Consider the following 23,886-nt stretch of genomic DNA (forward strand, 5'->3'; position numbering starts at 1 on the left):
GACATCGGTCGCCGGTGCGTCGATGTGATTCGGGAACTGCGACTCGATGGCGGGGTTCTGTGGGCCCGCCATGGCTCCGGCAGATGCGACTCCGAGGCCTGTCGATGCTCGACCACCCGGGCGTCCTTTCCTGCGCCCGGACCGGTTCCACCGCTGAGGGACTGACCGCTCACTATCTCACCAACTCGGTGCGCACTGCGGCCGCCGGTGCAAGGGGGGCCGGGGAGCGGGCCGTCGGGGTCCACGGCGCGCAGTACGCGGGCACCGATCTCGCGCAGTTGTTTCGGCTGAGCCTTGGTCGTCGGGTCGAAGACCAAGCGGCGAACCTCGGCGACGTGGCCGGCGCGGTCGCGACGATCGTGTCCCAGCCATCGTCGGTAAGGCTCGCGAGGTGTGACGGCCGTCGGACGGATTACACCCTCGACTGAGGCGAGCTGGATTGCGGCCCAGTCGGATTCGCCGTCATGGGTGATGTGGTGCTTCGGCCGGGCCGGCGCTGGTCGAGTGCGTGCAGGGCCAACGCGGCTGTCGCACCGATGGCGGTCAGCCCGATCCATACTGTCCACTCCACCCCGGCGGTGCGGGCCGCGCCGACGACCGCGCCGGTGGCCAGGTTGCCGATCAGGATCCCCACCCCGACGACGGTGTTGTAGAACCCGTAGTGGGTGGCCACCAGCTGGTCACCGGCCAGCGATACGACGGTGTCCATCTCGAAGGGAAATACCGCCGCGGTCCCGATGGCGAGCACGGCTGCGGACAGTATGAGGGCGGTGATGGCAGCGGCTGTTCCGAACATGCTCGGCTTGGGGACGATCGCCAGCGGTAGGAACGACACCGCGAGCAGGGTCATGCCGACGGTCAGGCTGCGTCCGGTGCCCCAGCGATTGCGGAACCATGCGGTGATCCGTAGCTGACCGGCGACGGCGACTATCCCGGAGACCACGAACACTGCCGACGTGATCGCCTGTGCCCGTGGGCGATCGATGTATTGCGCCTGCAGTGGCAATGCGAGATACACCTGGAATGAGAGCACATACGAGCCGATCATCGCTGCGGCGAAGGCGACGAACCGCCGGTTGGATGCCACGCTTCGCCAGTCGTGGAGCACCGAGGTCTTTTCCGAAGCCGTGTCGGCACGGCGGGTCGGCAGCGCGAACAACTGTGCCACGGTCAAGGCGCCGAAAACCGCGGCTGCCGCACCTGCCGTGACCCGGAAATCCACTGCTATCAAGGCCAGTCCTACCAAGGGCCCGGCGAGGATACCGGCCTGGTAGAAGATGTTGAATACCGCGAATGCCTCGACCCGCCGTTCACCGGATTCGGCCGCGAGGTAGGCGCGCACTGCCGGATTGAACAGTGCGCCCGCGAATCCCGTTGCTGCCGAAGCGATTATCAGTCCCGGCAGCGAGGTCGCGAATACCAGCAGCGCGAAACCGACCGTGCGGAGCAGGCATCCGGCGACGATCAGCGGTTTGTACCCGAGCCGGTCGGCCAGGGTGCCGCCGAGCAGGAACATGCCCTGCTGGGAGAAATTCCGCACCCCGAGCACCAATCCGACCGCCCACGCCGCCAGGCCCACCGGGCCGGACAGATATCCGGCCAGGTACGGCATCAGCATGTAGAACCCGAGATTGATGCCGAACTGGTTGATCATCAGCAGCCGGGCCGCGAGATCGAAGCTACGGAACTGACGTACCGCCGTCACAGCATGCTCCCGTCGATCGGTGCCGCCTGCCGCGGGTCGACGACTCTGGTGCACCGCGTCCACGACCGTACGATCCGCTGCGCCGGATGAGCGATCGTGTCGGGTTCGGTCGGCGGGTCGGCGTCGAGTAATTCGTGTTCGGTGCAGTAGGTGTCGTTGTAGATGGTGTCGAAGTAGCGATGCGGCCCATCCGGGAACACTGCCGCGATCCTGGTGTCCGGGTCGTGGACACCGGCGGCCCAGCCCGCTACGAGGGCAACGGCGCCTACACTCCATCCGCCGGTGGCGTGGTGGGTGGCGGCGAGGGTCCGGCAGGCCCATACCGCCTCCGCGGGTGCGACCCAATGGATTTCGTCGAATGCGGCGTAGTCCACGTTGGCCGGATGGATGCTCGACCCCAGGCCACGCATCAGCCGCTGACCGCCCGGCTGGCCGAAGATGGTCGAGGAGATGGTGTCGACCCCGATCAGCGTCATGTCCGGGTTGAACCGGCGCAGCACGCGGGCCACGCCGGCGGAGTGCCCGCCGGTGCCGACGGCGCATACCAGCACATCCACCCGGCCGAGCTGTGCGATGAGTTCCAGAGCGAGCGATTCGTAGCCGTCGACATTGTCGGGGTTGCTGTACTGATCCGGGCACCATGCGCCAGGCTCGCTGCCGAGCAGTTCGGTGACACGTTCGCGTCGCGCCTGCTGCCAGCCGCCGGTCGGGTGCGGCTCACCGACGACCTCGACCCGTGTCCCGTAGACGGCCAGCATCCGCGCCACGATGGGTTCGAGTCCAGGATCGGTGACCACCGTGACCGGATGATGCGAGATCATCCCCGCCAGTGCGAGCCCCAAACCCAATGTGCCGCTGGTCGATTCGACGATGCGTGCGCCTGGTGCCAGCTGGCCGCGCTGTTCGGCGCAACGCACCATGTGCAGGGCGGGCCGGTCTTTCATCCCGCCGGGGTTGAATCCCTCCAGCTTGGCCCAGAATCCACGACCGCGCGGCGCCATCGGAGCGCCGATCCACATCACCGGGGTATTGCCGACCAGCGCGTGCGGGCGGCGGGCGGCAACGGGCGCGGCGACCAGGGCGGCCGGAATCTCGGGTGGATCGTCGAGCGCAACCTTGTTCATGTCTGTCGCTTCCTGTATCGAGTCCGCCGTTCGGCGGGAAGTGCGTGAGCAGGGCAGCAGACACCGGCCGACAGGTAGGAACACACCGTCGGCCTGACGCTGGCCTGTCAGCGTCGAGCGATACAGATTCGCGTGAGAATGACCCGGCCCCCCACCGCAGGAACAGCGGCCACCGGCGGCCCGCGCACACCACCGACCGACACCATCACCGCAGCGGCGGCGACCACGGCCACGGTGAGCAGGAGACCGAACGAGAACAGCATCGGAACCCAGCCCGCACGGCCGACGGGTATCGACTTCGGGAGGCAATGGGCCAGGTGCGAGGCGCACGGCCCGCCCGAATCACCGGGTGGGCCGTGCGAAAAATCGCTTACGACAACGGAAATCGTCGAGACGGGACCCGACTCGACGGCCGGATGTTCATCGGCGCGATCGTCGAACAGCATGCAGCCGACGGCCGAATGTGCGCCCAGGACAACCGCCACCAGCAGAGCCAGGGCCGAGCTGCTGCGCCGCAACCGACCGATGACGGTCATCGCGTCCCGACCGCGCCGACGTGGAAGACGCCGAGTCGCTCCGGATGCGCCACATCTGTCGCCGCATACGTCGCTGCGGCGATCGCCTCGCCGCACGACGCGACCGTTCGCGCCGAGCCGCTCCGGTCGCCATCACCGTGGCAACTGTGCCGTTGGTCCACCGTGTGCGCCCTGCCCATCGGCCGGGACCTCCTGACTTCCAATTCGATTGGTCCGGAAGAGCTTCCGCGCCTCCCCGGCTGTGCACGCGAGAATACGCGATCCATGCCGTGGGCCGAGTCAACCGCACCGAGAGCCGGGCGGTCACGCGCCGACCTTCCCGATCGTGGCAACCGAACATGCGATCGTGAGTGGGTCTTCGCTGAGATGTGAGTCGTTCGGCGGCATCACGCGGGGCCGGTGACATACCCCACTGGGGTAATGATGGGCCGGGTGTCGGGGCATCGGTACGATGACGTCGTGAGTGACCAGCATGTGCTGTCTGCGGCATCCGGGCGAACCCGGTTGCTCGGATTGTTGCTGCTGATGTTCGGTGTCGTGGCCATGCACGCCGGGGCGTTCACGATTTGCGCCGATACGCACCGGATCATGCCCGAACACTCGATCGTCGCCCCCTCGCCGGCGCACGGCTCGGCCGCTTTCATCGGTCACGACATGTCCTGTCCCGGCGCCATGCATGCGTGCGAATTCATCCTGTCGGCGACAGCGGTGGTCATCGGTCTCGTTCTGCTCGCCTGGTCGGATACCGCACCGGCGGCTGTCAGCCGGTTCAAAGCCCGGCTCGGGCGAACGTACCGTGAGCGGCCACCACCGTGGACCGTGCCGTCCCTGGCCGAATTGTCGATCCAGCGGGTCTGACAGGTCCTCCCGCGCTTCCACGGGCGATGCCCGGACGCGGATTCTGGCCTGTCCCAACCCGTTTCGCACAATTCACCAGGAGACTCCATGTCGTCCAACCAGTTTGCCCACCCGCGCTTGAACCGGCGGGGATTCCTCGCGCTCGGTACCGGTGTCGCCACTGCTGCGGTGCTGGCCGCATGCACGAAGACCGCCTCGGTCTCGCGCAATCTCGTCCAGCCTGACTCCGGCCCCGTCCGAGCCGCCGAGGACGCGCGTCGCGCCGCGGGCGCGCCCGTGCGGCAGGTGGCCCTGCGCGCGGCCCCGGCCACGGTGGATCTCGGCGGTGTCCAGGTGCAGACCTGGACCTACGACGGGAAACTCCCGGGCCAGGAGATCCGCGTCAACCGCGGTGACGTCCTGCACACCACCCTCACCAACGCCCTGCCCGCTCCCACGACCATCCACTGGCACGGTATCGCGCTGCGCAACGACATGGACGGCGTGCCCGACCTCACCCAAGCCGCCGTCGCTCCCGGTCGCGATTTCACCTACGAGTTCACCGCACCGGACGCGGGCACCTACTTCTTCCACCCGCATGTCGGCGTCCAGCTCGACCGCGGCCTCTATGCGCCCCTGATCGTCGAGGACCCCGCCGAGGGCAAGGACTACGACACCGAGGCCGTCGTCGTGCTCGACGACTGGCTCGACGGGGTCGACGGCCGCGACCCGGACAAAGAACTCAGGCGATTGCAGGCTCAGGGCATGGCAGGGATGAGTATGGGCGGCATGTCCGGAATGGACATGGGCAGAATGGGTGGGATGAACATGGGCGGCATGTCCATGCCGACCGACCCGAACGCACCGCTCGGCTCCGACGCGGGCGATATCAAGGACTACCCGTACTACCTGATCAACGGACGGATCGGCGCCGACCCGGTCACCTTCTCCGCCAAGCCGGGCCAGCGGATGCGGTTGCGCATCATCAACGCCGCTGCTGATACCGCTTTCCGTGTCGCTGTCGGCGGCCACCAGTTGCGTGTCACTCACGCCGATGGCTATCCGGTGCAGCCGGTCACCACCTCCAGCCTGCTGATCGGCATGGGGGAGCGCTACGACGTGATCGTCGAACTCGGTGATGGCGTCTTCCCGTTGCTCGCTGCCGCGGAAAGCAAGACAGGGCAGGGGTTCGCGCTGATCCGTACCGGCGGCGGCACCCCGCCTGCGGCCGATGTCCGCCCGGCCGAATTGACGGTTATCCCGCTGACCGCGGACAAACTCGATGCCGCGGAACCGGTTCGGCTACCGCGACGGTCTCCTGACAAGACGCTCGACCTCGCCCTCGGGTCGGATTCGAAGAAGTACGTCTGGACGATCAACGGCGAGGCCTATCCCGACCACACCCCGCTGGACATCGCTGAGGGACAACGGGTGCGGCTGCGCTTGGTCAACCACACGATGATGTTCCACCCGATGCACCTGCACGGGCACACTTTCCAGCTCGTCACCCCCGCAGGCACCGGCCCCCGCAAAGACACCTCGATCGTGCTGCCCATGCAGACCGTCGAGGTCGATCTCCAGGCCGACAACCCCGGGCAGTGGATGGTGCACTGCCACAACGCCTACCACGGTGAGGCCGGCATGATGAGCGTCCTGTCGTACGTGCACTGACTCTCGCAAACTCCGAACCCTCCGGTGCAGACCACGAACCTGCACCGGAGGCGAGGCCGATCCCGGACCACGCGCCGGTAGCCGCCACCCCGATCAGCACGGGCCGGTCGCCCGCAACGACGCCTCGGCCACGCCGAGCTCTGTGTTGCCCGGTAGTCCAGAATCCGGACTACGACACATGGTGAACCCGGCTACAGGTGCCGAGCCGATACCCTCCACGCGACCAATGGATCGAATACTGGCGTGCCGTTGTCACAGCTTTCCACCAGAGTGCCGATGCGTTGTAGCTGACTGATCCGTGACAAGTAACCGCGGTAGCGTGATCCGATGGTTGATCGTGAGCCCTCGTGGGCGTGGCGGGTTGCTGAGTCGGAGTAGCCGCAGCCTTGCCGCGACGGTTGTCCCACGTGCAGGGTGTCGCTGCTACTGCGGCTGGCCTCTCGGCCCGGTTGGGCTGTGACGGTGAGCTTTTGGCCGATGCGGCGATCTTGCACGACGTCGGCTACGCACCGCGCTTGGCGGTGACAGGCTTTCATCCGCTGGATGCCGCGGCCGCGGGGCTATCTCTCTCACGGTGTTTCCGGCGTTGTCTCTCAGTAGGTTTCAGCGCGGCTGGTGCACTGAAAAGACTGCCGGGCTGGGACAGGACACGCGGGTGGCGGTGATGTCAGGCGAGCCAGTCGGTGTAGCGGGTGGTGGCGAGGTGGGCGTGCTTGTCGGTGAGGACATCTCCCTTGACGAGGGCGAACATGCCGGCGGTGGGGTCGGTGAGGACGGTGCGGTTGTCGCCCTTGTGGGACAGGGTGATCCGACCCAGCTCGTCCAGGGTGAAGATCTCGGGACCGGCGATGTTGCGAATGCCGTTCAGCGGGGCGCCGGCGGCGACTCGGGCCACCGCGGCTGCCACGTCTTTGGAGGCGATCGGCTGGATCGGCGTGGCAGGGAGCCGGACGGTGTCGGCGTCGGCGGTCCAGGACAGCACGGCGTCCATGAACTCCATGAACTGCGTCGCCCGGACGATCGAGTACGGGATCGGCCCGGCCGCGAGGAGGTTCTCCTGGAGTGCTTTGGCGCGGTAGTAGTCCAGCTCCGGGACCTGGTCCGTGCCAACGATCGAGAGGATGACGACGTGGGCGACACCGGCCTTGCGGGCTGCGGCCAGAAGGTTGTCCATCGAGGTCTGGAAGAAGGCCAGGGAAGCCTCGTCGAAGGTCGGGGAGTTCGTCAGGTTGACCACGACGTCGGCTCCCGCCACCGCCTCCCCGAGTCCCTGGCCGCTGATGACGTCGACGCCGCTGGACAGCGAGTACGGTACCGCCTGATGTCCCGCGGCGGTCAGGTCCTTGACGACCTGCGACCCGATCAGTCCGGTACCGCCCATGACTGCAACCTTCATGACGTGCCTTTCATAGAGGTGGTGTGCGGAGATGGCACACGAATGGTTACCCGCGCGGGGCGATGAACGGCGGCTCGATCAGCCGGGGAACCGCCGCATCGCGGGTCGTCGACGAACGTGACCGTCTCGTTCAGCGGCGCCCGGCCTGTGCGAGGCTCCACTGCGGCGGGGTCCTCGAAGCCGATCGACATGCCGCAGAACAGGACGAGCTCGTCCGGTGGTGAGAGGACCTGCGCGACGGTCCTGTGGAATTTCGCCCAGGCCATCTGCGGGCAACTGTGCAGCCCTTCGGCGCGCAGCAGCAGCATGACGGTCTGCAGATACATCCCGACGTCGGACCATTGCGGCAGACCCATGTCCCGGTCGATGTAGCAGAACAGTGCGGCGGGCGCGCCGAAACAGTCCCAGTTCGCGGCGGCGGCCCGCTGGCGCGCTTCCAGGTCCTCCCGCGCAATTCCGAGTGCGCCGTAACGCTGCTCACCGAAGGCGGACCGGCGCTCACAATAAGGGGAATTCAGTGCGGGCGGGTACATCTCGTACTCCGGCTCGTCCCAGGAGTCACCTTCGGCCAGACGCTCGCCGGTCCGCTTTTTGATCTCGGCCAATGACGAACCAGTCACCACGTAGACGTGCCACGGCTGAATGTTCGATCCCGACGGCGCCCAGGCCGCGGCGGACAACACGCGCTCGAGCACCCGCCTCGGGACCGGGCGGTCGGTGAACCCACGCACCGCTCGCCGACTGGTCACTGCCTCGTAGAGGTCCACGATCATCCGCCTCCATCTGCTCAGCCGATCTACTCTCGTCATAGGCAATAGTATCATTCGATATCGTATCGTGCGATACTATCTGGGAAAATGCCTCATCATCGCCCCGCGGCTCCCCGCGGGCACTACACACCTTGGAGAAAGCTCATGGCCACACTGCTGCACATCGACTCATCCGTATTCCCCGGCGCGGCGTCCTCGTCCCGAACGGTCACGGCCGCCTTCCGCACGACATGGCAGGAGCAACACCCGCAGGGCACGGTGATCTACCGCGACCTGTCCACCAACCCGGTCCCCCATATCACCGCCGACGCCTGGTCCGCCGGATACGCCATCCCGTCCGAGCGCACCCCCGGGCAGTTCGCCGCGTTCGCCGCGCGCGTGGAACTCATCGAGGAACTGGAGCGGGCCGACACCATCGTGATCGGCGCCCCCATGTACAACTTCTCGATCCCCTCGACCCTCAAGGCATGGCTGGACAATGTGCTCCTGCTCGGCCGCACCGCGGGGGATACCCCGTCGGCCCACGGCACCCCGGTGGTCGTCGTCGCCAGCCGCGGCGGCTCCTACGCGCCGGGCACCCCGCGCGAAGGCTACGAGTTCGTGCAGAACTACCTGCAGGCCGTCCTCGAAGGCACCCTCGGCCTGGAGCTCGACTTCATCGTCCCGGAACTCACTCACGCCCCCAGAAACCCGGCCATGTCCGAACTGATCCCCCTCTACGAGACGTCCCGCCGGCGCGCCCTCGAGGAGGCGAGCATCAAAGCCAAAGGACTCGCAGAACGTCTTGCCGCCTGACCCCCTACCCGAATTGCGGTCCGCTCCAAACCGCATCAGAGCGCCGACTCCGCTGACAACGAGTGCGTGGGCGCGCGCCTACGCCTCGAGGTCTGCGGGATGGGCAAGCCGGGTCAGCAGATCGGCCAGCTGCTCGGGCTCCCCGAGACCCAGTTCGGCAACAAGACGCTCGGCCAGCGGCGCCGCCGCCACATGAGCCGCATCGAAAAGCTCCAGCCCCCGATCCGTGATCTCCACCGCCCGGACTCGGCGGTCGCCCGGAACAGCCTTGCGCACCGCAAGACCCTTGCGCTCCAAGTCGTCCACGATGCGCATGATCCCAGCCTTGTCCGACCCCGTCGCCGCAGACAGATCACGCTGGACCGTGGGCCCGTGATTGACCAACTCGATCAACACCGCGAAATGCCGCAACTCGACACCCAGAGGCCGCAGTGCCTCCTCCATCACCGACGCCGCACGCCAATGCGCCCGACGCAACAACAGGCCAAGAGCGAAAGGCGAAGGATCCCCGGGACGGTCCGTCGCACGCGAGGCAGCGGTGTGGCGAGGAACATCAGCGGCCATGACACCAGACTACTTCATTCGATACGGTATCGCCTGAAACTATTACGGGACGCGCCCGCAGCGCGCTCGTGCACGCTGCGGGATCGGCCACCGCTGGCGCGAGCGCGGCGATACCGGCCCGATATAAGGGGCGATTCCGGCAGTGGCACAACCGGAGTGTTCGCACGAGTCAGGACCTGGTAGCCGAGCGACCGGGGAGTCCCGGGCTGGAGGTGTTTTGCTGATGATCGGCTGTCGCGAAACGACGACCGCGAACAGGACCATCGACACGCTGGCCGAACAGTCCGGTGGCTTCGGTGCTTTCCTTAATTCTGGCGCTCAACGTGGCGGACTCGGAGGCATCCCGGCGGTCCGTGAGACTGTCCGCTGAGCAGGTGATCCCGCATTACACCGGTGCGAACCGGAATCGGATCGCATCACTGGACTGGGCCAACGCGAACAGCAAACGGCTAATGACGGGACTACAGGCGGGCGTTCAGGCTGCCTTCGAACACCATGGGCAGGCGTTGACCGGCGTCGTCACCGGGGACGCGGGTGTGCGCGATTATTCGAGCGTGGCCGCCGTGGTCGAACGCGGAGTGGCTACCCTGGGCCATCTCGACATCGCCGTCGCCAACGCCGGCATCTTCAGCGCGGCGCCGACGCTCGAAATGCGTGATGCGATGTGGCGGGACACCATCGACGTCAATCTGACGGGTGTGTGGAAGTCGTTGAAGGCGTCGGTGCCGCACGTCATCGCTGGCGGCCGTGGCGGTTCGGCGGTCATCACCAGCTCGCTGGCGACTGTACTCGCCCACGAGAACACCGCGCACTATGCGGCGGCCAAGGCGGGCCTGGTCAGCCTGATGCAGGTGATGGCGAAAGAGCTTGCCCCACAGAATATCCGGGTCAATTCGGTACATCCGACAACAGTGGCCACGGACATGATGCTCAACGAGGCCGCCTACCGGTTGTTCCGTCCGGAGCTGGCAAGCCCGGGCCGTTCCGACTTCGAAGAAGTCGCGCGAAAGCTCAACCGCCTTCCGGTCACGATTCTGGACCGGAGGACATCACCGGCACAGTCCTGCATCTGGTCTCTGACGACGCGAAGTTCATCACGGGCACAACCCAGTTGATCGATGCTGGGGCGCTCTCTGACCCAGGCGCTTACGCCTGGACAGACTGCGTGTGTCTGAACAAGCCGGCTGTTCTGCTTCGGTCAGGACCGGCAAGTTGGCTCAGGAGGCGGCCGAAATCCCATCGTTGTCCCGTCTCAGATCTGAAATTACTTCGTGGGCGGTACCCTACCGGGGTACCGCCCACGGGGAAGGTGCCCTCGATCTCGCCGCGGGTATCTGTGTTGCGGTCCGGTGTTTCGGTCACCGGACCGGGTTCGGCCCAACCTGGCTAGGTGAGATCTTCGGGAACCAGTGGGTGTGTGTCGCCGGTGAGGACTTGCAAGGCGAGGGCAGCATTGTCGAGGCCAGAGGGTGTAGATTTCGATGCTGCCGTTGGGTTTTCCTTATCCGCGGGCACGGTAGCAGCGAGTCCGGCGACCGTTGAAGAGAGTCGAGCAGCGGTGTCGGAGTGCGCGGCGGTTCCACCTCGGTCCGGCACTTCCAGCCCTGATCTCCTCGGCCGAGCAAAAGTTCGCTGAGGGAGCAATTGTCGGGTATCGAGTGCCGGGCTATCGGCCTCGTGGGCGGGGATACGCTGGGGGAACATCCCGGAGTAGGGCTCGGCAATGGGCGAGATCGACGCGCATAGAACGCAACGTGATGCGATGTCCGCGGTATCGGCGGAGCTGGCAGATGCCGGGTTCGCCGATGCCTACGAAATCGGTTCCGGCGGTTTCGGTGTGGTGTTTCGGTGCACGCAGATCGAGTTGGACCGGACGGTGGCGGTCAAGGTGCTGACCGCTGATCTGGAGCAGGACGGCAAAGAGCGGTTTGTTCGGGAACAGCGGGCGATGGGGAGGTTGACCGGGCATCCCAACGTCGTCGGCGTGCTGCAGGTCGGCGCCACGGCGTCGGGCCTGCCGTATTTGGTCATGCCCTACTATCCGCAGGGCTCTCTCGACTCTCGGATTCGAAACGACGGTCCGTTGTCGTTGCGGGAGACGCTGCGGGTGGGGGTGAAGCTGGCTGGGGCGCTGGAAACGGCCCATTCGCTGGGCATCCTGCATCGGGATGTGAAGCCCGGCAACATCCTGATCACCGATTACGGTGAGCCGGCGCTGACCGATTTCGGGATTGCGCGGATCGCGGATGGTTTTCGTACGGTCACCGGCGTGATCGAGGGTTCGCCGGCGTTCACCGCGCCCGAGGTGCTGTCGGGCGAGGAGCCCAGCCCGGCGGCCGATGTGTATGGCCTCGGTGCGACTTTGTTCGCCGCGTTGACGGGCCATGCGGCATTCGAGCGACGTAGCGGCGAGCAGGTCGTGGCGCAGTTTCTGCGGATCACCTCGCAGCCGGTTCCGAATCTGCGTGAGTCGGGTGTGGACGAGGACGTGTCGCGGGTCATCGAAACGGCCATGGCTCGTGTGCCGGGGGAGCGGCCCACCATGGCGGCCTTCGGCGCGGAACTGCAGCGGATGCAGGCCCGGCGCGGGTGGCCCGTCGACGAGATGGCGATACAGCCTGGATCGGATACCGGCGGGCAAACCGGAACCCCCATCCCGTTGAAACCGCCGAACAGCGATCATGCGCCACGACTATCGGCGTTCGGCTCCGGGGCCTTGCGATCGGGGACGCTTCCACTCGAGCTGACCAGCTTCGTCGACCGTCGCACCGAAGTCACCGAGGTCAAGAATCTGCTGGCGAGCTTCCGGCTGGTGACGTTGACCGGGATCGGCGGTGCGGGTAAGACGCGGCTGGCACTGCGGGTCGCGGCCGGTGCCCAACGCGATGTCGCGGACGGGGTATGGCTGGTCTCGCTCGGGGAACTGCGTGACGGTGCGTTGCTGCCGGCGGTGATCGCCGCCGCCGTGCGGTTGGGTTTGCGTGAGCAGCCGGTTCTCGAAGCGCTGATCGAGTATCTGGCGCCCCGACAGCTGCTGCTCGTCCTGGACAACTGCGAACAGATCGTCGACGCTGCGGCGCAGGTCGCAGCGGCGTTGCTGACGGCGGGCCCGCGGCTGCGAATTCTCGCGACCAGCCGGGAGACCTTGGGTGTCGATGGGGAAGCAGTGCTGCGGGTGTTGCCGCTGTCGGTTCCCGAGCGGGACAGGCATCCTTCGCTGCGGGGAGCACCCCGCTACGACGCGGTCACGCTGTTCGTCGAGCGGGCGGCCGTCGCCGTTCCGGGCTTCGTGCTCACCGATGACAACGTCGCCGCGGTGACCGAGATCTGCCGCCGAGTCGAGGGGCTCCCGTTGGCGATCGAATTGGCAGCGGCGCGATTGCGGGCGCTGTCTCCCCAGCAGATCCTGGAGCGGCTGACCGATCGGTTTGCCCTGCTGACGCGTGGCAGTCGCAACGCGCCGAGCCGTCAACAGACCCTCCGGTGGTGTATCGACTGGAGTTATTCGTTGTGCACGGCGGCCGAGCAAGCAGCGTGGACCCGACTGTCGGTGTTCGCCGGAAGCTTCGAACTCGATGCCGCACAACAGGTTTGCAGGCGAGACCTGGACGGCGAGGAGTTGCTCGACGTCGTTTCGGCGCTGGTCGACAAATCCATTCTGATTCGGGAGGAATCGGAATCGGTCGTGCGGTTTCGGATGCTCGGCACGCTCCGGGACTACGGCCGCGACAAGCTCGAGGATGCCGGGGAGCTGGTGGATCTGCGCCGTCGGCACCGGGACTGGTGCCTGGAGTTGGCCGAGGCTGCCGAGGCAGACTGGAGCAGCCCTCGTCAGCTCGACTGGATCGCCCGTCTCAACCGCGAACAACCCAATGTGCGTGAGGCTTTGGAGTTCAGTCTGAGTGATGACGAAGCTGGATCGGACGCCGGGTTGTCATTGGTGGCGGCGCTACGACTGTTCTGGTTTGCCCGGAGCCAGGTGGCGGAGGCGCGATATTGGCTCGACCTCGCCCTCGTCGGCAGCGCTGCGGTTGCTACAGGGGCGCGTGCGAAGGCGTTACAGGGAGCCGCCATGGCAGCAGACATCCAGGGAGATTCGGCCGCGGCTGCTGTCTGGATCAGCGAGGCGCAGACCCTGGCCGATCGGACCGAGGACGTTGTCGTGCACGCTTTCACCGATTTCGCCCGCGGCCTGCACGCGATATTCAGCGCCGAGCCGCAACGTGCACCCGCCCCATTGGAAGCCGCCCTCGCGGGCTTCAGTGCGCAGGGTGACATATACGGGCAGGTCTCCACGCTTCTCGCACTGGGGTGGGCCTACGAATTGCAGGAGGACAGTGCGGCGGCTCTCCCGTATGACGAGAAGGCCCTCGCGATAACCGAATCCCACGACGACTCGGTGAACCGGGAATCCGCGCTGTGGGCGACGGCGGTTGCCAGGTGGCATCACGGTGACCGCGACCATGCGCTGGACCTGCTGCGCGAGGCGCTGCGGCTGTCCCGCCAGCAGCGGGACCCGCTGATGGTCGCTCCGATCCTGGAAGCGTTGGCCTGGCTGGTGGACGCCGATGGCGGGGCGCAGCGAGCCGCCGTATTGATGGGCGCGGCGCAGACGTTGTCCCGCGCGCCGGGCAGCTCGCCCGTGCTGCTTCCGCAGCTGGCGGTCCACCATGACGCCACTGAACGTTCGGCCCGGCGTGCACTCGGTCCGCGAAGGTTCCAGACCGAGTTTCACGCGGGCGAATCCATGGATATCGATGCCGCGATCGCGTTTGCGTTGGAAGAGCAACCGCTCAGTCCAGCGCCCGTCGCGAGGTCATCGGGGGAACTGACGAAAAGGGAACGTGAGGTGGCGGACCTGGTTGCCGAGGGGCTGACCAACAAGGCGGTCGCGAGTCGTCTGGTCATCTCTCTGCGCACCGCTCAGGGACATGTCGAACACATCCTGGCGAAGCTCGGATTCACTTCTCGTACCCAGATCGCGGCATGGGTCGCCGAGCAGAGAAGATCCAGCAGCTGAGGGTGAATTATATTGCAGCACAGGGAATGTGTAGGTATCGACGCCCAGTGTGAGCGTTACACCTGGAGTCGGCGGCCCGCGCGCGTGCCAGCGTGGCGGTGCCCCCCGCGACGCAGCCGCTCCGCCTCCGCAACTAGCGCACGTTCGTCGCGATCACGGTCATGACCGATGCGTCGGCGAGGGTCGTGGTATCGCCGACTTCGCGGCCCTCGGCGACGTCACGCAGCAGGCGGCGCATGATCTTGCCGGAGCGGGTCTTGGGCAGCTCGCTGACGACATAGACATCCCGTGGTCGGGCGATCGGGCCGATCTGCTCGCCGACCCACAGTCGCAGTTGTTGGGCGAGCCCTTCGGCGCTGTGCTCGGCGAGGTAACTCTGTTTGAGGATCACGAAGGCGGCGACCGCCTGGCCGGTCGTCTCGTCGGATGCTCCGACCACTGCCGCTTCCGCGGTGGCCTCGTGTGCCACAAGCGCGGACTCGATCTCCGCCGTCGACAGGCGGTGGCCCGATACGTTCATGACGTCGTCGACGCGGCCGAGCAGCCAGAGGTCGCCGTCCTCATCGAACCGCGCGCCGTCGCCGGCAAAGTAGTAGCCCTGCGTACGGAACTTCTCCCAGTACGTTTCGACGAATCGTTGCGGATCGCCCCAGATGCCGCGCAGCATGCTCGGCCACGGCGCTGTGATGACGAGCAGGCCGCTGTCGCCGTTGCCGACGGGGGCGCCGCCCTGGTCGACGACGTCGATGGAGATCCCCGGCAGCGATACCTGGGTGCTGCCGGGTTTGGTCCCGGTCACGCCGGGTAGCGGCGAGATCATGATCGCGCCCGTTTCGGTCTGCCACCAGGTGTCGACGATCGGGGCTTTCGTGTCCCCGATGACCTCGTGGTACCAGATCCACGCCTCCGGGTTGATGGGCTCGCCCACCGATCCGAGCACACGCAGGCTCGACAGATCGAACCGATTCGGGATCGCGCGTCCCAGCTTCATGAACGAGCGGATGGCGGTCGGAGCCGTGTAAAGCACTGACACGCGGTACTTTTCGACGATCTCCCACCAGCGGCCCGGATGTGGCGTGTCGGGTACGCCCTCGTAGAGGACCTGCGTCGCGCCGTTGGCGAGCGGGCCGTAGGCGACGTAGGAGTGACCGGTGATCCAGCCGATGTCGGCGGTGCACCAGTACACATCGGTGTCGGGGTGCAGATCGTGCACGGCCCGGTTCGTGAACGCCACCTGGGTGAGGTAGCCGCCGGAGGTGTGCAGGATCCCTTTCGGTTTACCCGTCGTGCCGGACGTGTAGAGGATGAACAGCGGGTTCTCCGCGGGGAAGGGCTGCGCTCGGTGCTCGGGGGAAGCCCGGGTGATGGTGTCGTGCCACCAGAGGTCGCGGCCCTCCACCCAGCCGACGTCGTTTCCGCCGCGGCGCACGACGAGGACGTGTTCGACCGAAGTCTGTGCGCCCGAGCCGCTATCGGACAGTGCCTGGTCGACGGCCGGCTTCAGGGGCGAGACCTTGCCCCTGCGGTAGCCGCCGTCGGCGGTGATGACGAGCTTCGCGGCGGCGTCGTCGATGCGCGCCCGCAGACTGTCGGCGGCGAATCCGCCGAAGACTACCGAATGGATTGCGCCGACGCGCGCCACCGCGAGCATCGCCGAAATCGCCTCGGGAATCATCGGAAGGTAGATCACCACCCGGTCGCCGTGCCCGATGCCGAGTCCTTCGAGCACGTTCGACAGCCGCTTGACCTCGTCGGTGAGTTCGGCGTAGGTGATGCGGCGTTCATCGCCCGGCTCGCCCTCCCACAGCAGCGCGGCGCGGTCGCCATTGCCAGCGAGAACGTGCCGGTCCAGGCAGTTGTAGGCGACGTTGAGCTCGCCGTCGGCGAACCATCGCGCGAATGGTGGTGTGGACCAGTCGAGCACCTCGGTGAACGGCTTGTGCCAGTGGAGTTCACGCGCCTGATCGGCCCAGAACCCCTCGCGGTTCGCTTCGGCCTTCGCGTAGAGGTCGGCATGGGCGACCGCGTTCGCGGCGAAGTCGGCCGATGGGGCGAAGCGTTGGGCCGAGGCGGGGAGACGGTCGATTCGGCCGGTCGAAGATGGCGCGGTTTCCGAGGTGCCCATGCGGCTCCCTTGTGTCGTCGTTTGGCGGTCGGGCGAGGAAGCGATGTCCCGGCGGCAGTGAGCCATGCACTGGGCGAATGCGGCCGACTACGGCCCGCGTGCCCACTATGGACACAGTATCTATTAAATAGACTGGTAGTCAATATCTTCGGCAGGCCAGCCCGGAAGACGTGATGTCAGCGGCTGACTGCGCGTCGATATCGATTGCGCGGCAGCGACACTCGTGTCCCTCAGCGTGCGTGCAGTGCGCCGACGATCGTGTCGGTCCAGGCGTTCGCGATCGCGGATGCGGCGAACTCGTGATCGAACGGCTCGCCGCGCAGGTGCTTGCGGAACAGGTGCAGCAGGGGCGAATACAGGATGATCGTGTAGATCTCGGCCTGCTCTGTATTGGCCACGATGTCCGCCTCGAGCAGTGCCTCGGACATCTCGGCTATGCCGGGAAGGTCGTCCGGGAAGATGTCCCGGTACGTCTCCGCGCTGGCGTTGGCGGCCTCGTACACCGGACGCATGATGTCCTCGACCTCGATCCAGCCGCGCATCGCCTCCAGGATCCACTCGCGCACCGCGTCGGGATCGCGTGCCCGCAGAGATGCGGCCAACCGCGTATAGGGCTCGGTGAACGCGCCCGACGCACGTTCGAGCAGGTCGCGAAGTAGATCTGCCTTGGTGCGGAAGTGCAGATAGAACGTCGCCCGGCTGGTTCCTGCCTCGGCAGCGATCTGGTCGATGGTCGACTGTGCGTAGCCCTTCTCGGCGAAGACCGTGATCGCCGCGTCGGTGAGCAGTGTCCGCGTCATCTCCCGGTGAGTCGCTTGCACGCGGCGGCGTCGCCCGGGTGCCGTCTGCTTCTGCTCCACCAGCCCACCTTACTGACCGTCTCGAAGGTTACCGGCCGAGCCTGCGCGGCGGCGCGAGCTCAGCCCTATTGACACAGTGTCTATAAAATCGCTAGCTTGTCTACATCCGGGGGTCAAGCCGGCGAAACCGCGGTATCGGCCGGGTTCACCGGCGGAAATTCAAGAGAAGGACACTGATGTCTTATCCGTATGATTCCGAGGTTCGTGCGGCCGTGCCCTACGCGCCACCCCTCGATCTGACCGATATCGCGGCAGCTCGCGCCCTGTTGGTGGAAGCCGCCGCGGGCCTGCCTCCGTTTCGTCCCGAGGCGGGAGTGGAGCTGACACATCTCCGCGGGTCCGGCGCCGAAGGGGACCCGCCGGTCGACCTCTACATCCTCCGGCCCACCGGCGGTACGGCACGGCCGCTTCCCGTTCTGCTGTGGTTTCACGGCGGCGGCTTCGTTCTCGGCGACGCACGCGAATCCCTGCCTTTCCTCGACGCGGCGGTGCGGCAGACCGGTGCGGTCTGTGTCTCGCTGCAGTACCGGCTCGCGCCCGAGGCAACGTTCCCGGCTCCTCTCGACGAGGGTCTGGCCGCCCTGAACTGGCTGACCGACCATGCCGAGCAACTGGGCGTCGACCTCGACCGGATCGCTGTCGGCGGGCAGAGCGCCGGTGCGGCGTACGCGGCGGGGCTGGCCTTGCGCGTTCGTGACGAGGGTGGTCCCGGGATCGTGTTCCAGTTGCTGGACATCCCGGTCACCGACGACCGCATCGCGACCCAGTCGGCGGCCGAATACACCGACACTTTGGTGTGGCACAGGAACAACGCCGAACTGAGTTGGAAGGCGTACCTGGGAGACGGGGGCGATCCGATCTCCCCGTACGCCGCCCCGGCGCGCGCGGAGGAACTGGCCGGTCTACCACCGGCATTCGTGACGGTGAACCAGTTCGACCCGCTCCGCGACGAGGGCATCGAATACGCGCGCCGCCTCGCACATGCCAATGTGCCCACCGAACTGCACCTTTATGCGGGCACCTTCCACGGCTCCTCGGGCATCGCCGTGACCGCGCAGGTCTCACAGCGCCAGAACGCGGATCTCATCGCCGCCCTCTATCGCGCGCTTTCCACAGCTACGCCTGTCAACGGCAAGAGGAACTGATCATGACTGAGAGCACTCCCACCGATGTGGACGTCGTCGTCATCGGTGCGGGCTTCGGCGGGCTCTATGCCCTGCACGCCCTGCGCGAAAAAGGTTTCAGCGTCCAGGCTTTCGAAGCCGGTACCGATGTGGGCGGCACGTGGTTCTGGAACCGGTATCCGGGCGCGCGCTGCGACGTGGAGAGCCTGGCCTACCAGTACTCGTTCAGTCAGGAACTCGTCGACGAGTGGACCTGGACCGAGCGGTACGCCACCCAGCCCGAGATCCTCGCCTACGCCAACTGGGTGGCCGACCGCCTGGACCTGCGCCGTGACATCCTCTTCGACACCCGCGTGGATTCCGCGACCTACGACGAGGACGGCTCCCTCTGGGAAGTACGGGCTAGCGACGGGTCGCGCAGAACGGCTCGTTTCGTCGTCGCGGCCGCCGGCTCGCTGTCGGCGGTAGCGGCCGCACCTTTCCCGGGCGTCGCCGAATTCAGCGGCGCGGCATACCATCCGGGACAGTGGCCCGCGCAGGGCGTCGATTTCCGCGGAAAGCGGGTCGCGGTCATCGGGGTCGGTTCCTCTGGCGCACAGCTCATCCCGGAGATGGCCAAGCAGGCCGCCGAGCTCGTCGTGTTCCAGCGCACCCCCGCGTACACGCTGCCCGCGCGCAATCGGCCGCTGTACGAGGACGAGATCATCAGCGCCCGGCGCAATCACGCCGAGCTGGCCGAGAGCGCGCGCAGGTCCTACGCCGGGGTGAATCTCCCCATCACCGGTGACACGATCCTCGACACCCCCGAGCCCAAACGCACGGTCATGCTGGAGAAGAACTGGAAGCTCGGCGGGAACCTGTTCATCACCGCGTTCACCGATGTCGGCTCCAATCTGGAGGCCAACGACATCGTGGCCGACTTCGTCCGAGGCAAGATCAGGGATATCGTGGCCGACCCTGAGGTCGCCGAAAAGCTCACGCCCACCGACTATCCCATCGGCGCCAAGCGCATCATCACCGACACGAACTTCTACGCGACGTTCAACCTGCCGCACGTCGAGCTGGTCAGCGTTCTCGATGAGCCGATCGAGCGGATCGTGCCCGAGGGCGTGCAGACCAGCGCGAAAACGTATCCCGTCGACATCATCGTCTACGCGACCGGGTACGACAGCCTGACCGGATCGCTGACCCGCATCGACTTCCGGGGGCGCGACGGCGTGAGCCTCGCGAATTCGTGGGCCGACGGCGCGCGGACCTATCTCGGCTTGGCCACGGCCGGGTTCCCCAACCTGTTCACCATCACCGGGCCGCAGAGCCCTTCGGTGCTGGTGAACATGTTCGCCGCCATCGAGCAGCACGTCGAATGGATCGTGGGCTGCCTCGACTACCTCCGCGGCCATGACCTGGTGACGATCGAGCCGCGGCCGGAGGCGCAGCAGTGGTGGGCCGATCAGGTCGAATCGGCTGTGCAGCAGACCCTTTATCTGCACGCGAAGTCCTGGTATCGCGGCACGAACATCGAGGGCAAAGCCACCCAGTTCCTGGTGTACGCCAACGGACTGAACGACTACCGCATGACATGTGACGAGATCGCCGCCGCGGGCTACCGCGGGTTCGCGCTGAATGGCCCCGGGGCAAGCGCGCCGACCGGCGCCACGACGAAGGAGGTGTCGGCATGACCGGCCGTCTCGAAGGCAAGGTCGCTCTGATCACCGGGGGCGCGATGGGCATGGGCGCAGCGCACGCGCGCGCGTTCGTCGCGGAAGGCGCGCGCGTGATTGTCGCCGACCTCGCCGATCAGCAAGGTGCGCAACTTGCTGAATCGCTCGGTGACGCAGCGCATTTCGTGCATCTAGATGTCACCGATGCGGCGCAGTGGGACACTGCGGTATCGGACGGTGTCGAACACTTCGGCAAGCTGAACGTCCTGGTCAACAACGCCGGGATCTTCACGACCGGCTCCCTCGAGGAGTACACCGTGCAAACCTGGGACAAGACCATTGCGGTCAACCTGACCAGCGCCTTCCTCGGGCTGAAAGCCGCGGTGGGTCGGCTGGCGGCGGCAGCGCCCGCGTCGGTGGTCAACATCTCCTCGACGGCAGGCTTGGAGGGATATCCGGGCTTTCACGGATACAGCGCGTCGAAGTGGGGACTGCGCGGGCTCACCCGGTCCGCCGCGCTCGAGCTGGCCGAACGCGGTATCCGGGTGAATTCCGTTCACCCGGGCGGTATCGCCACCCCGCTGCTGGAAGGCACTCGCGACATCGACGAGTCCGACTTCCAGGGCAGTACTCTGAACCGCCTCGCACGGCCCGAGGAAGTCACCGGCCTGCTCGTCTATCTCGCCAGTGACGAGTCCTCCTTCGCCACCGGCGCGGAGTTCGTCGTCGACGGCGGCGTCACGGCGGGATCTGTGCTGTGAACACTCACTCCTCGAACCAGAGCGTAGAAGGGCCATCGGTGAGCAAACGGGGTGATCGGGGCGTCGCGATCGTCACGGGCGGAGCCAGGGGAATCGGCGCGAGTGTCGGCGAGCGGCTCCATCGCGAGGGACTGTTCGTCGTGATCGCCGACGTGCTCGACGCCGAAGGACGGGCTCTGGCAGCGTCATTGGGCGAGGCGTCCAGCTATACGCACCTCGATGTCACCGACGAACATCAGTGGGTGTCGGCGGTCGCACACGCGGAGGCGGTCTCCGGGCCGGTAACGGTGCTGGTCAACAATGCCGGGATCGTCCACAACCAGCGGCTCGAGGAGCTGGACGAAGCGTCGTACCGGAAGGTGATCGAGGTCAACCAGGTTGGCGTGTTCCTCGGGATGAAGACGGTCGTGCCGAGCATGCGACGAGCCTCCGGCGGCGCCATCATCAATATCTCGTCGGTCGGCGGCATCATCGCCTTTCCCGGAGTGATCAGCTATGTCGCGTCGAAGTGGGCCGTTCGGGGGATGACCAAGGCGGCCGCACAAGAGCTGGGGGAGTATGGAATTCGCGTCAACTCCGTCCATCCCGGCATCATCGACACACCGATGACGAGCGGCACGGAGTCGGCGGCGCAAACCATGCACCAGCCCCTCGCTCACCCCGGCGAGCCAGGTGACATCGCCGCCGCGGTCGCGTTCCTCGCCGCCGCCGAGTCGAAGTACGTCACAGGCACCGAGATCGTCGTCGATGGTGGATTCACCAGCATGTAGCCGCTATCGGCGGCCAGGTGATGCCGATTTGGACGCCGTGTTGATGATCGCGCCGAACCCTTGCGCCGTCATGACTCGTCCCGCGGCGCGAGTTCCGTAGAACACGCCTTTGAAGTTCACCGAGATCAACCGATCAAGGTCGGCATCGGAGGTCTCGAGAAACGGCGTGCCCGTGAAAACGCCTGCGTTGTTGCACATTACGTCCAGGCGGCCGAAGCGCTGTTCGGTACTGGAGACCAGCAGGTCCACCGCTGCGGGATCGGAGACGTCGGTGAGCACGAAGTCGGCGCCGATCGCATCTGAAATCGCATGCCCTGCTTCGTGATCGACATCAGTCAGAACGACTCGGGCCCGCTCGGAAATCATGATCTCCGCAGTTGCCCGCCCGAGGCCCGACGAGCCGCCGGTGACGATAACGACCTTGTCCTGCATGCGACTGCTCATCATGTCCGACTTCCTCGACGGATGCCGCCGACCAGCAGCGATGGCGTCGATTGCCTGCTGCTGGTCGGCGGGGCTGTGGTTTTTCTCGATTACTGGGTCGGTGCGCCGACGGGCGCATCGGTGTCGGTTCGAATGTCCAACACGTGCTGCCGACGGCCGTGTGGCAGGACCACTGCCAAGACGGTGCAGATCAGTGCGGAGATCGCCGCCACGGCGAACGCGAGGCGATAGCCGTGGTCGGTGTAGAAGACGCCGCCCTGGGCGCGGGTGACGTGGGTAGTCAGCGCGGCGAACGCGATCTGGATGAGGATGACGCTCCCGATGTTCTGCCCGGACAAGGCCATGGTCGAGGCGATTCCCTGCTGTTCCGGCGGGGATGCCTGGACGACGAGGTTGGGCAGGCCGCCATAGGTCGAGCCCATTCCGAGCCCGAACACGACCAGGAGTGCGGCCACCTGCCACGGCGCTGTGTGCCAGAGGGCCAGACCGGCGGAGGACACGATGAGAAGAACCGACCCGTAGATCATCGGCGTACGAACACCCCATCGGTGCGCCCGTGCACCGCAGACGAATCCGGCGATCACCATCGCGGCGCCCAGGGGCGACAGGAAGTAGGCGACTTCCGTTGCGCTGCTGCCGAATCCGTAACCTCCACCAATGGAACGCGGTGTTTGCAGCATGCTCGGCACGATCGAGGACACGATCGCGGTCGTCCCGTAGACGAAGGCTCCGAGCAGCAACGTTGTCCACATCGGCCGCCCGCGCAGCAGCGGCAGACTGATCAGAGGATCCGGGAACCGGCTGTCCCAGATCAGCCACGCCGCGAAGCACACGACGCCGCCCACCAGCAGGCCGATCACGCGTCCGGAAGTCCAGCCCCATTCCGGTCCCTGGCCCAGTCCGAAAATCACTGCGGCGCCGCCGATACCGAGCAGGATCGCGGCGGGCCAGTCCAGGCGCACCCGTATCCGTAGTGGCGATTCGGGCATGACGATCGCGACGGTGACGATACAGACGGCCTCGTAGATCGCGACGAACCAGAACACCGACAAGGCGCCGAACGAGTCGATCAGCCAGCCGGCCAGGAACGGCGCCAGGATGAAGGTGATACCGGATCCGGTCAGCGTCACCGATACCGCAAACGCGATGATCCGCTTCGGGAACACATCCCGGATCAGGGAATACGCGAGTGCGGGCGTGACGTACAGCAGCCCTTGCAGGGCTCGCCCGACGAGGAAGATGTCGTAGTTCGGCGCGATCGCCGACAACACCGAACCCGCGGCCGCCAGGCCCGTGGTGAGCAAGAGCAGCAGTCGCTTGCCCCTGAGGTCCGCCAGTTTGCCGATGATGGCGGTGACCACCGCGGCCGACAGGTTGGCGACCGTAATGGTCCAGCTGACCTGGGTGGTGCTGTAGTGCTCGGCGATCTTGGGCAGTGCGGTGGCCACGAGGTTGTAGGAGAACGCGGCCAGCTCGCCGAGGAGGACCACGGCCAGCAGGCCGAGCACACGACGTGCCGTCCAGACCGCTTCTCCGGCTGACGCTGGATCGTGTGTTGACTGCCGGATCGGCGGGGGATTGGGGACCATCGTTGGACCTCCAGATGGAGTCGTGCAATAAGATGACGGCCATGCTAATTGACCAAGCGCTCGTTCAAGTGGTTTTGGTGAATCTCTCCCCGAGCTGGAAAAAACCGGGTGTCGAGAGGGCGCCGCATGGTGAG

The 23,886-nt window shown here is 66.3% G+C and carries 21 protein-coding genes and 1 pseudogene; 11 read left to right on the top strand and 11 right to left on the bottom strand.

Annotated features, from left to right (window positions below):
* Positions 1-104 precede the first annotated feature (104 nt).
* Entirely contained in the window at positions 105-428 is a 324-nt protein-coding gene (locus tag K7711_RS09995; RefSeq protein ID WP_222967331.1) for a hypothetical protein, read from the top strand.
* On the opposite strand, the gene K7711_RS10000 is transcribed toward K7711_RS09995, so the two are convergent.
* The 4 genes from K7711_RS10000 to K7711_RS10015 all read right to left on the bottom strand — a co-directional run bounded on the left by K7711_RS10000 (position 413) and on the right by K7711_RS10015 (position 3,544).
* Positions 413-1,705, bottom strand: a complete 1,293-nt coding sequence (locus K7711_RS10000; RefSeq protein ID WP_308014615.1) for an MDR family MFS transporter — start codon at positions 1,703-1,705, stop codon at positions 413-415. The genes K7711_RS09995 and K7711_RS10000 overlap by 16 nt on opposite strands.
* On the bottom strand, positions 1,702-2,829 hold the full coding sequence (locus tag K7711_RS10005; RefSeq protein ID WP_222967333.1) for a PLP-dependent cysteine synthase family protein: 1,128 nt from the start codon (positions 2,827-2,829) through the stop codon (positions 1,702-1,704). Before K7711_RS10005 ends, K7711_RS10000 begins: the two co-directional genes overlap by 4 nt.
* A gap of 107 nt (positions 2,830-2,936) precedes the next feature.
* Positions 2,937-3,365: a putative copper homeostasis (lipo)protein LpqS gene (gene lpqS, locus K7711_RS10010; RefSeq protein ID WP_222967334.1), complete on the bottom strand. Its 429-nt coding sequence runs from the start codon at positions 3,363-3,365 to the stop codon at positions 2,937-2,939.
* Positions 3,362-3,544, bottom strand: coding sequence for a hypothetical protein (locus K7711_RS10015; protein ID WP_222967342.1), 183 nt, complete (start codon positions 3,542-3,544; stop codon positions 3,362-3,364). The genes lpqS and K7711_RS10015 overlap by 4 nt, the downstream gene beginning before the upstream one ends.
* 280 nt (positions 3,545-3,824) lie before the next feature.
* Here K7711_RS10015 and K7711_RS10020 point away from each other — a divergent pair, with 280 nt between their 5' ends.
* From K7711_RS10020 to K7711_RS10030, 3 genes are all read left to right on the top strand, one after another.
* Positions 3,825-4,223 (top strand): DUF6153 family protein, encoded by a 399-nt coding sequence (locus tag K7711_RS10020; RefSeq protein ID WP_222967351.1) that lies wholly within the window; start codon positions 3,825-3,827, stop codon positions 4,221-4,223.
* Positions 4,224-4,310: 87 nt separating this feature from the next.
* Entirely contained in the window at positions 4,311-5,873 is a 1,563-nt protein-coding gene (locus K7711_RS10025) for a multicopper oxidase family protein (RefSeq protein ID WP_222967353.1), read from the top strand.
* Between the two features lie 407 nt (positions 5,874-6,280).
* Entirely contained in the window at positions 6,281-6,538 is a 258-nt protein-coding gene (locus tag K7711_RS10030) for an HD domain-containing protein (protein WP_308014616.1), read from the top strand.
* A 2-nt stretch (positions 6,539-6,540) separates the two neighbouring features.
* On the opposite strand, the gene K7711_RS10035 is transcribed toward K7711_RS10030, so the two are convergent.
* Entirely contained in the window at positions 6,541-7,269 is a 729-nt protein-coding gene (locus K7711_RS10035) for an SDR family oxidoreductase (protein WP_222967357.1), read from the bottom strand.
* A gap of 107 nt (positions 7,270-7,376) precedes the next feature.
* Positions 7,377-8,036: pseudogene (locus K7711_RS10040) on the bottom strand (nitroreductase); the annotation flags it as partial.
* A gap of 147 nt (positions 8,037-8,183) precedes the next feature.
* Here K7711_RS10040 and K7711_RS10045 point away from each other — a divergent pair.
* Positions 8,184-8,834, top strand: a complete 651-nt coding sequence (locus tag K7711_RS10045; protein WP_222967359.1) for an FMN-dependent NADH-azoreductase — start codon at positions 8,184-8,186, stop codon at positions 8,832-8,834.
* Positions 8,835-8,912: 78 nt separating this feature from the next.
* Here the strand turns inward: K7711_RS10045 and K7711_RS10050 are convergent, their stop codons facing one another.
* Positions 8,913-9,398, bottom strand: coding sequence for a MarR family winged helix-turn-helix transcriptional regulator (locus K7711_RS10050; RefSeq protein ID WP_222967361.1), 486 nt, complete (start codon positions 9,396-9,398; stop codon positions 8,913-8,915).
* A 506-nt stretch (positions 9,399-9,904) separates the two neighbouring features.
* Between K7711_RS10050 and K7711_RS47455 the strand changes: the two genes are divergently transcribed.
* A complete protein-coding gene (locus K7711_RS47455) occupies positions 9,905-10,513 on the top strand; it encodes an SDR family NAD(P)-dependent oxidoreductase (protein ID WP_235746987.1) in 609 nt (202 codons plus the stop codon).
* 608 nt (positions 10,514-11,121) lie between these two features.
* Complete coding sequence (locus K7711_RS10060; RefSeq protein ID WP_222967364.1) at positions 11,122-14,418, top strand: protein kinase domain-containing protein; 3,297 nt, start codon at positions 11,122-11,124, stop codon at positions 14,416-14,418.
* A 133-nt stretch (positions 14,419-14,551) separates the two neighbouring features.
* Here K7711_RS10060 and acs read toward each other — a convergent pair whose 3' ends face one another.
* Together acs and K7711_RS10070 are read right to left on the bottom strand one after the other, a co-directional pair.
* Complete coding sequence (acs, locus tag K7711_RS10065) at positions 14,552-16,543, bottom strand: acetate--CoA ligase (protein WP_222967372.1); 1,992 nt, start codon at positions 16,541-16,543, stop codon at positions 14,552-14,554.
* A 230-nt stretch (positions 16,544-16,773) separates the two neighbouring features.
* Positions 16,774-17,403, bottom strand: a complete 630-nt coding sequence (locus K7711_RS10070; RefSeq protein WP_222967374.1) for a TetR/AcrR family transcriptional regulator — start codon at positions 17,401-17,403, stop codon at positions 16,774-16,776.
* Between the two features lie 176 nt (positions 17,404-17,579).
* Here K7711_RS10070 and K7711_RS10075 point away from each other — a divergent pair, with 176 nt between their 5' ends.
* Genes K7711_RS10075 through K7711_RS10090 form a run of 4 tightly spaced genes read left to right on the top strand, consistent with a single transcriptional unit; the run spans position 17,580 to position 21,719 of the window.
* On the top strand, positions 17,580-18,548 hold the full coding sequence (locus K7711_RS10075; protein ID WP_222967376.1) for an alpha/beta hydrolase: 969 nt from the start codon (positions 17,580-17,582) through the stop codon (positions 18,546-18,548).
* A gap of 2 nt (positions 18,549-18,550) precedes the next feature.
* Positions 18,551-20,206 (top strand): flavin-containing monooxygenase, encoded by a 1,656-nt coding sequence (locus K7711_RS10080; protein WP_222967378.1) that lies wholly within the window; start codon positions 18,551-18,553, stop codon positions 20,204-20,206.
* Positions 20,203-20,949 (top strand): glucose 1-dehydrogenase, encoded by a 747-nt coding sequence (locus K7711_RS10085; RefSeq protein ID WP_222967381.1) that lies wholly within the window; start codon positions 20,203-20,205, stop codon positions 20,947-20,949. The genes K7711_RS10080 and K7711_RS10085 overlap by 4 nt, the downstream gene beginning before the upstream one ends.
* Before the next feature lie 38 nt (positions 20,950-20,987).
* On the top strand, positions 20,988-21,719 hold the full coding sequence (locus tag K7711_RS10090) for an SDR family oxidoreductase (protein WP_222967383.1): 732 nt from the start codon (positions 20,988-20,990) through the stop codon (positions 21,717-21,719).
* A 3-nt stretch (positions 21,720-21,722) separates the two neighbouring features.
* Here K7711_RS10090 and K7711_RS10095 read toward each other — a convergent pair whose 3' ends face one another.
* Positions 21,723-22,151: an SDR family NAD(P)-dependent oxidoreductase gene (locus K7711_RS10095; protein WP_222967385.1), complete on the bottom strand. Its 429-nt coding sequence runs from the start codon at positions 22,149-22,151 to the stop codon at positions 21,723-21,725.
* A gap of 101 nt (positions 22,152-22,252) precedes the next feature.
* Entirely contained in the window at positions 22,253-23,752 is a 1,500-nt protein-coding gene (locus K7711_RS10100) for an MFS transporter (protein WP_222967393.1), read from the bottom strand.
* Between the last annotated feature and the right edge of the window lie 134 nt (positions 23,753-23,886).

The organism is Nocardia coffeae, assembly GCF_019890715.1.
In the GTDB taxonomy this organism is placed as follows: Bacteria; Actinomycetota; Actinomycetes; order Mycobacteriales; family Mycobacteriaceae; genus Nocardia; species Nocardia jiangxiensis.

Excerpts from the sequence above, each read along its gene's own strand:
- K7711_RS10085 (WP_222967381.1), top strand. The coding sequence starts at position 20,203 with ATGACCGGCCGTCTCGAAGGCAAGGTCGCTCTGATCACCGGGGGCGCG.
- K7711_RS10100 (WP_222967393.1), bottom strand. The coding sequence starts at position 23,752 with ATGGTCCCCAATCCCCCGCCGATCCGGCAGTCAACACACGATCCAGCG.
- K7711_RS10050 (WP_222967361.1), bottom strand. The coding sequence starts at position 9,398 with ATGGCCGCTGATGTTCCTCGCCACACCGCTGCCTCGCGTGCGACGGAC.
- K7711_RS10095 (WP_222967385.1), bottom strand. The coding sequence starts at position 22,151 with ATGCAGGACAAGGTCGTTATCGTCACCGGCGGCTCGTCGGGCCTCGGG.
- K7711_RS10035 (WP_222967357.1), bottom strand. The coding sequence starts at position 7,269 with ATGAAGGTTGCAGTCATGGGCGGTACCGGACTGATCGGGTCGCAGGTC.
- K7711_RS10025 (WP_222967353.1), top strand. The coding sequence starts at position 4,311 with ATGTCGTCCAACCAGTTTGCCCACCCGCGCTTGAACCGGCGGGGATTC.
- K7711_RS10075 (WP_222967376.1), top strand. The coding sequence starts at position 17,580 with ATGTCTTATCCGTATGATTCCGAGGTTCGTGCGGCCGTGCCCTACGCG.
- K7711_RS10080 (WP_222967378.1), top strand. The coding sequence starts at position 18,551 with ATGACTGAGAGCACTCCCACCGATGTGGACGTCGTCGTCATCGGTGCG.
- lpqS (WP_222967334.1), bottom strand. The coding sequence starts at position 3,365 with ATGACCGTCATCGGTCGGTTGCGGCGCAGCAGCTCGGCCCTGGCTCTG.
- K7711_RS10015 (WP_222967342.1), bottom strand. The coding sequence starts at position 3,544 with ATGGGCAGGGCGCACACGGTGGACCAACGGCACAGTTGCCACGGTGAT.
- K7711_RS10060 (WP_222967364.1), top strand. The coding sequence starts at position 11,122 with ATGGGCGAGATCGACGCGCATAGAACGCAACGTGATGCGATGTCCGCG.
- acs (WP_222967372.1), bottom strand. The coding sequence starts at position 16,543 with ATGGGCACCTCGGAAACCGCGCCATCTTCGACCGGCCGAATCGACCGT.
- K7711_RS09995 (WP_222967331.1), top strand. The coding sequence starts at position 105 with ATGCTCGACCACCCGGGCGTCCTTTCCTGCGCCCGGACCGGTTCCACC.
- K7711_RS10045 (WP_222967359.1), top strand. The coding sequence starts at position 8,184 with ATGGCCACACTGCTGCACATCGACTCATCCGTATTCCCCGGCGCGGCG.
- K7711_RS10005 (WP_222967333.1), bottom strand. The coding sequence starts at position 2,829 with ATGAACAAGGTTGCGCTCGACGATCCACCCGAGATTCCGGCCGCCCTG.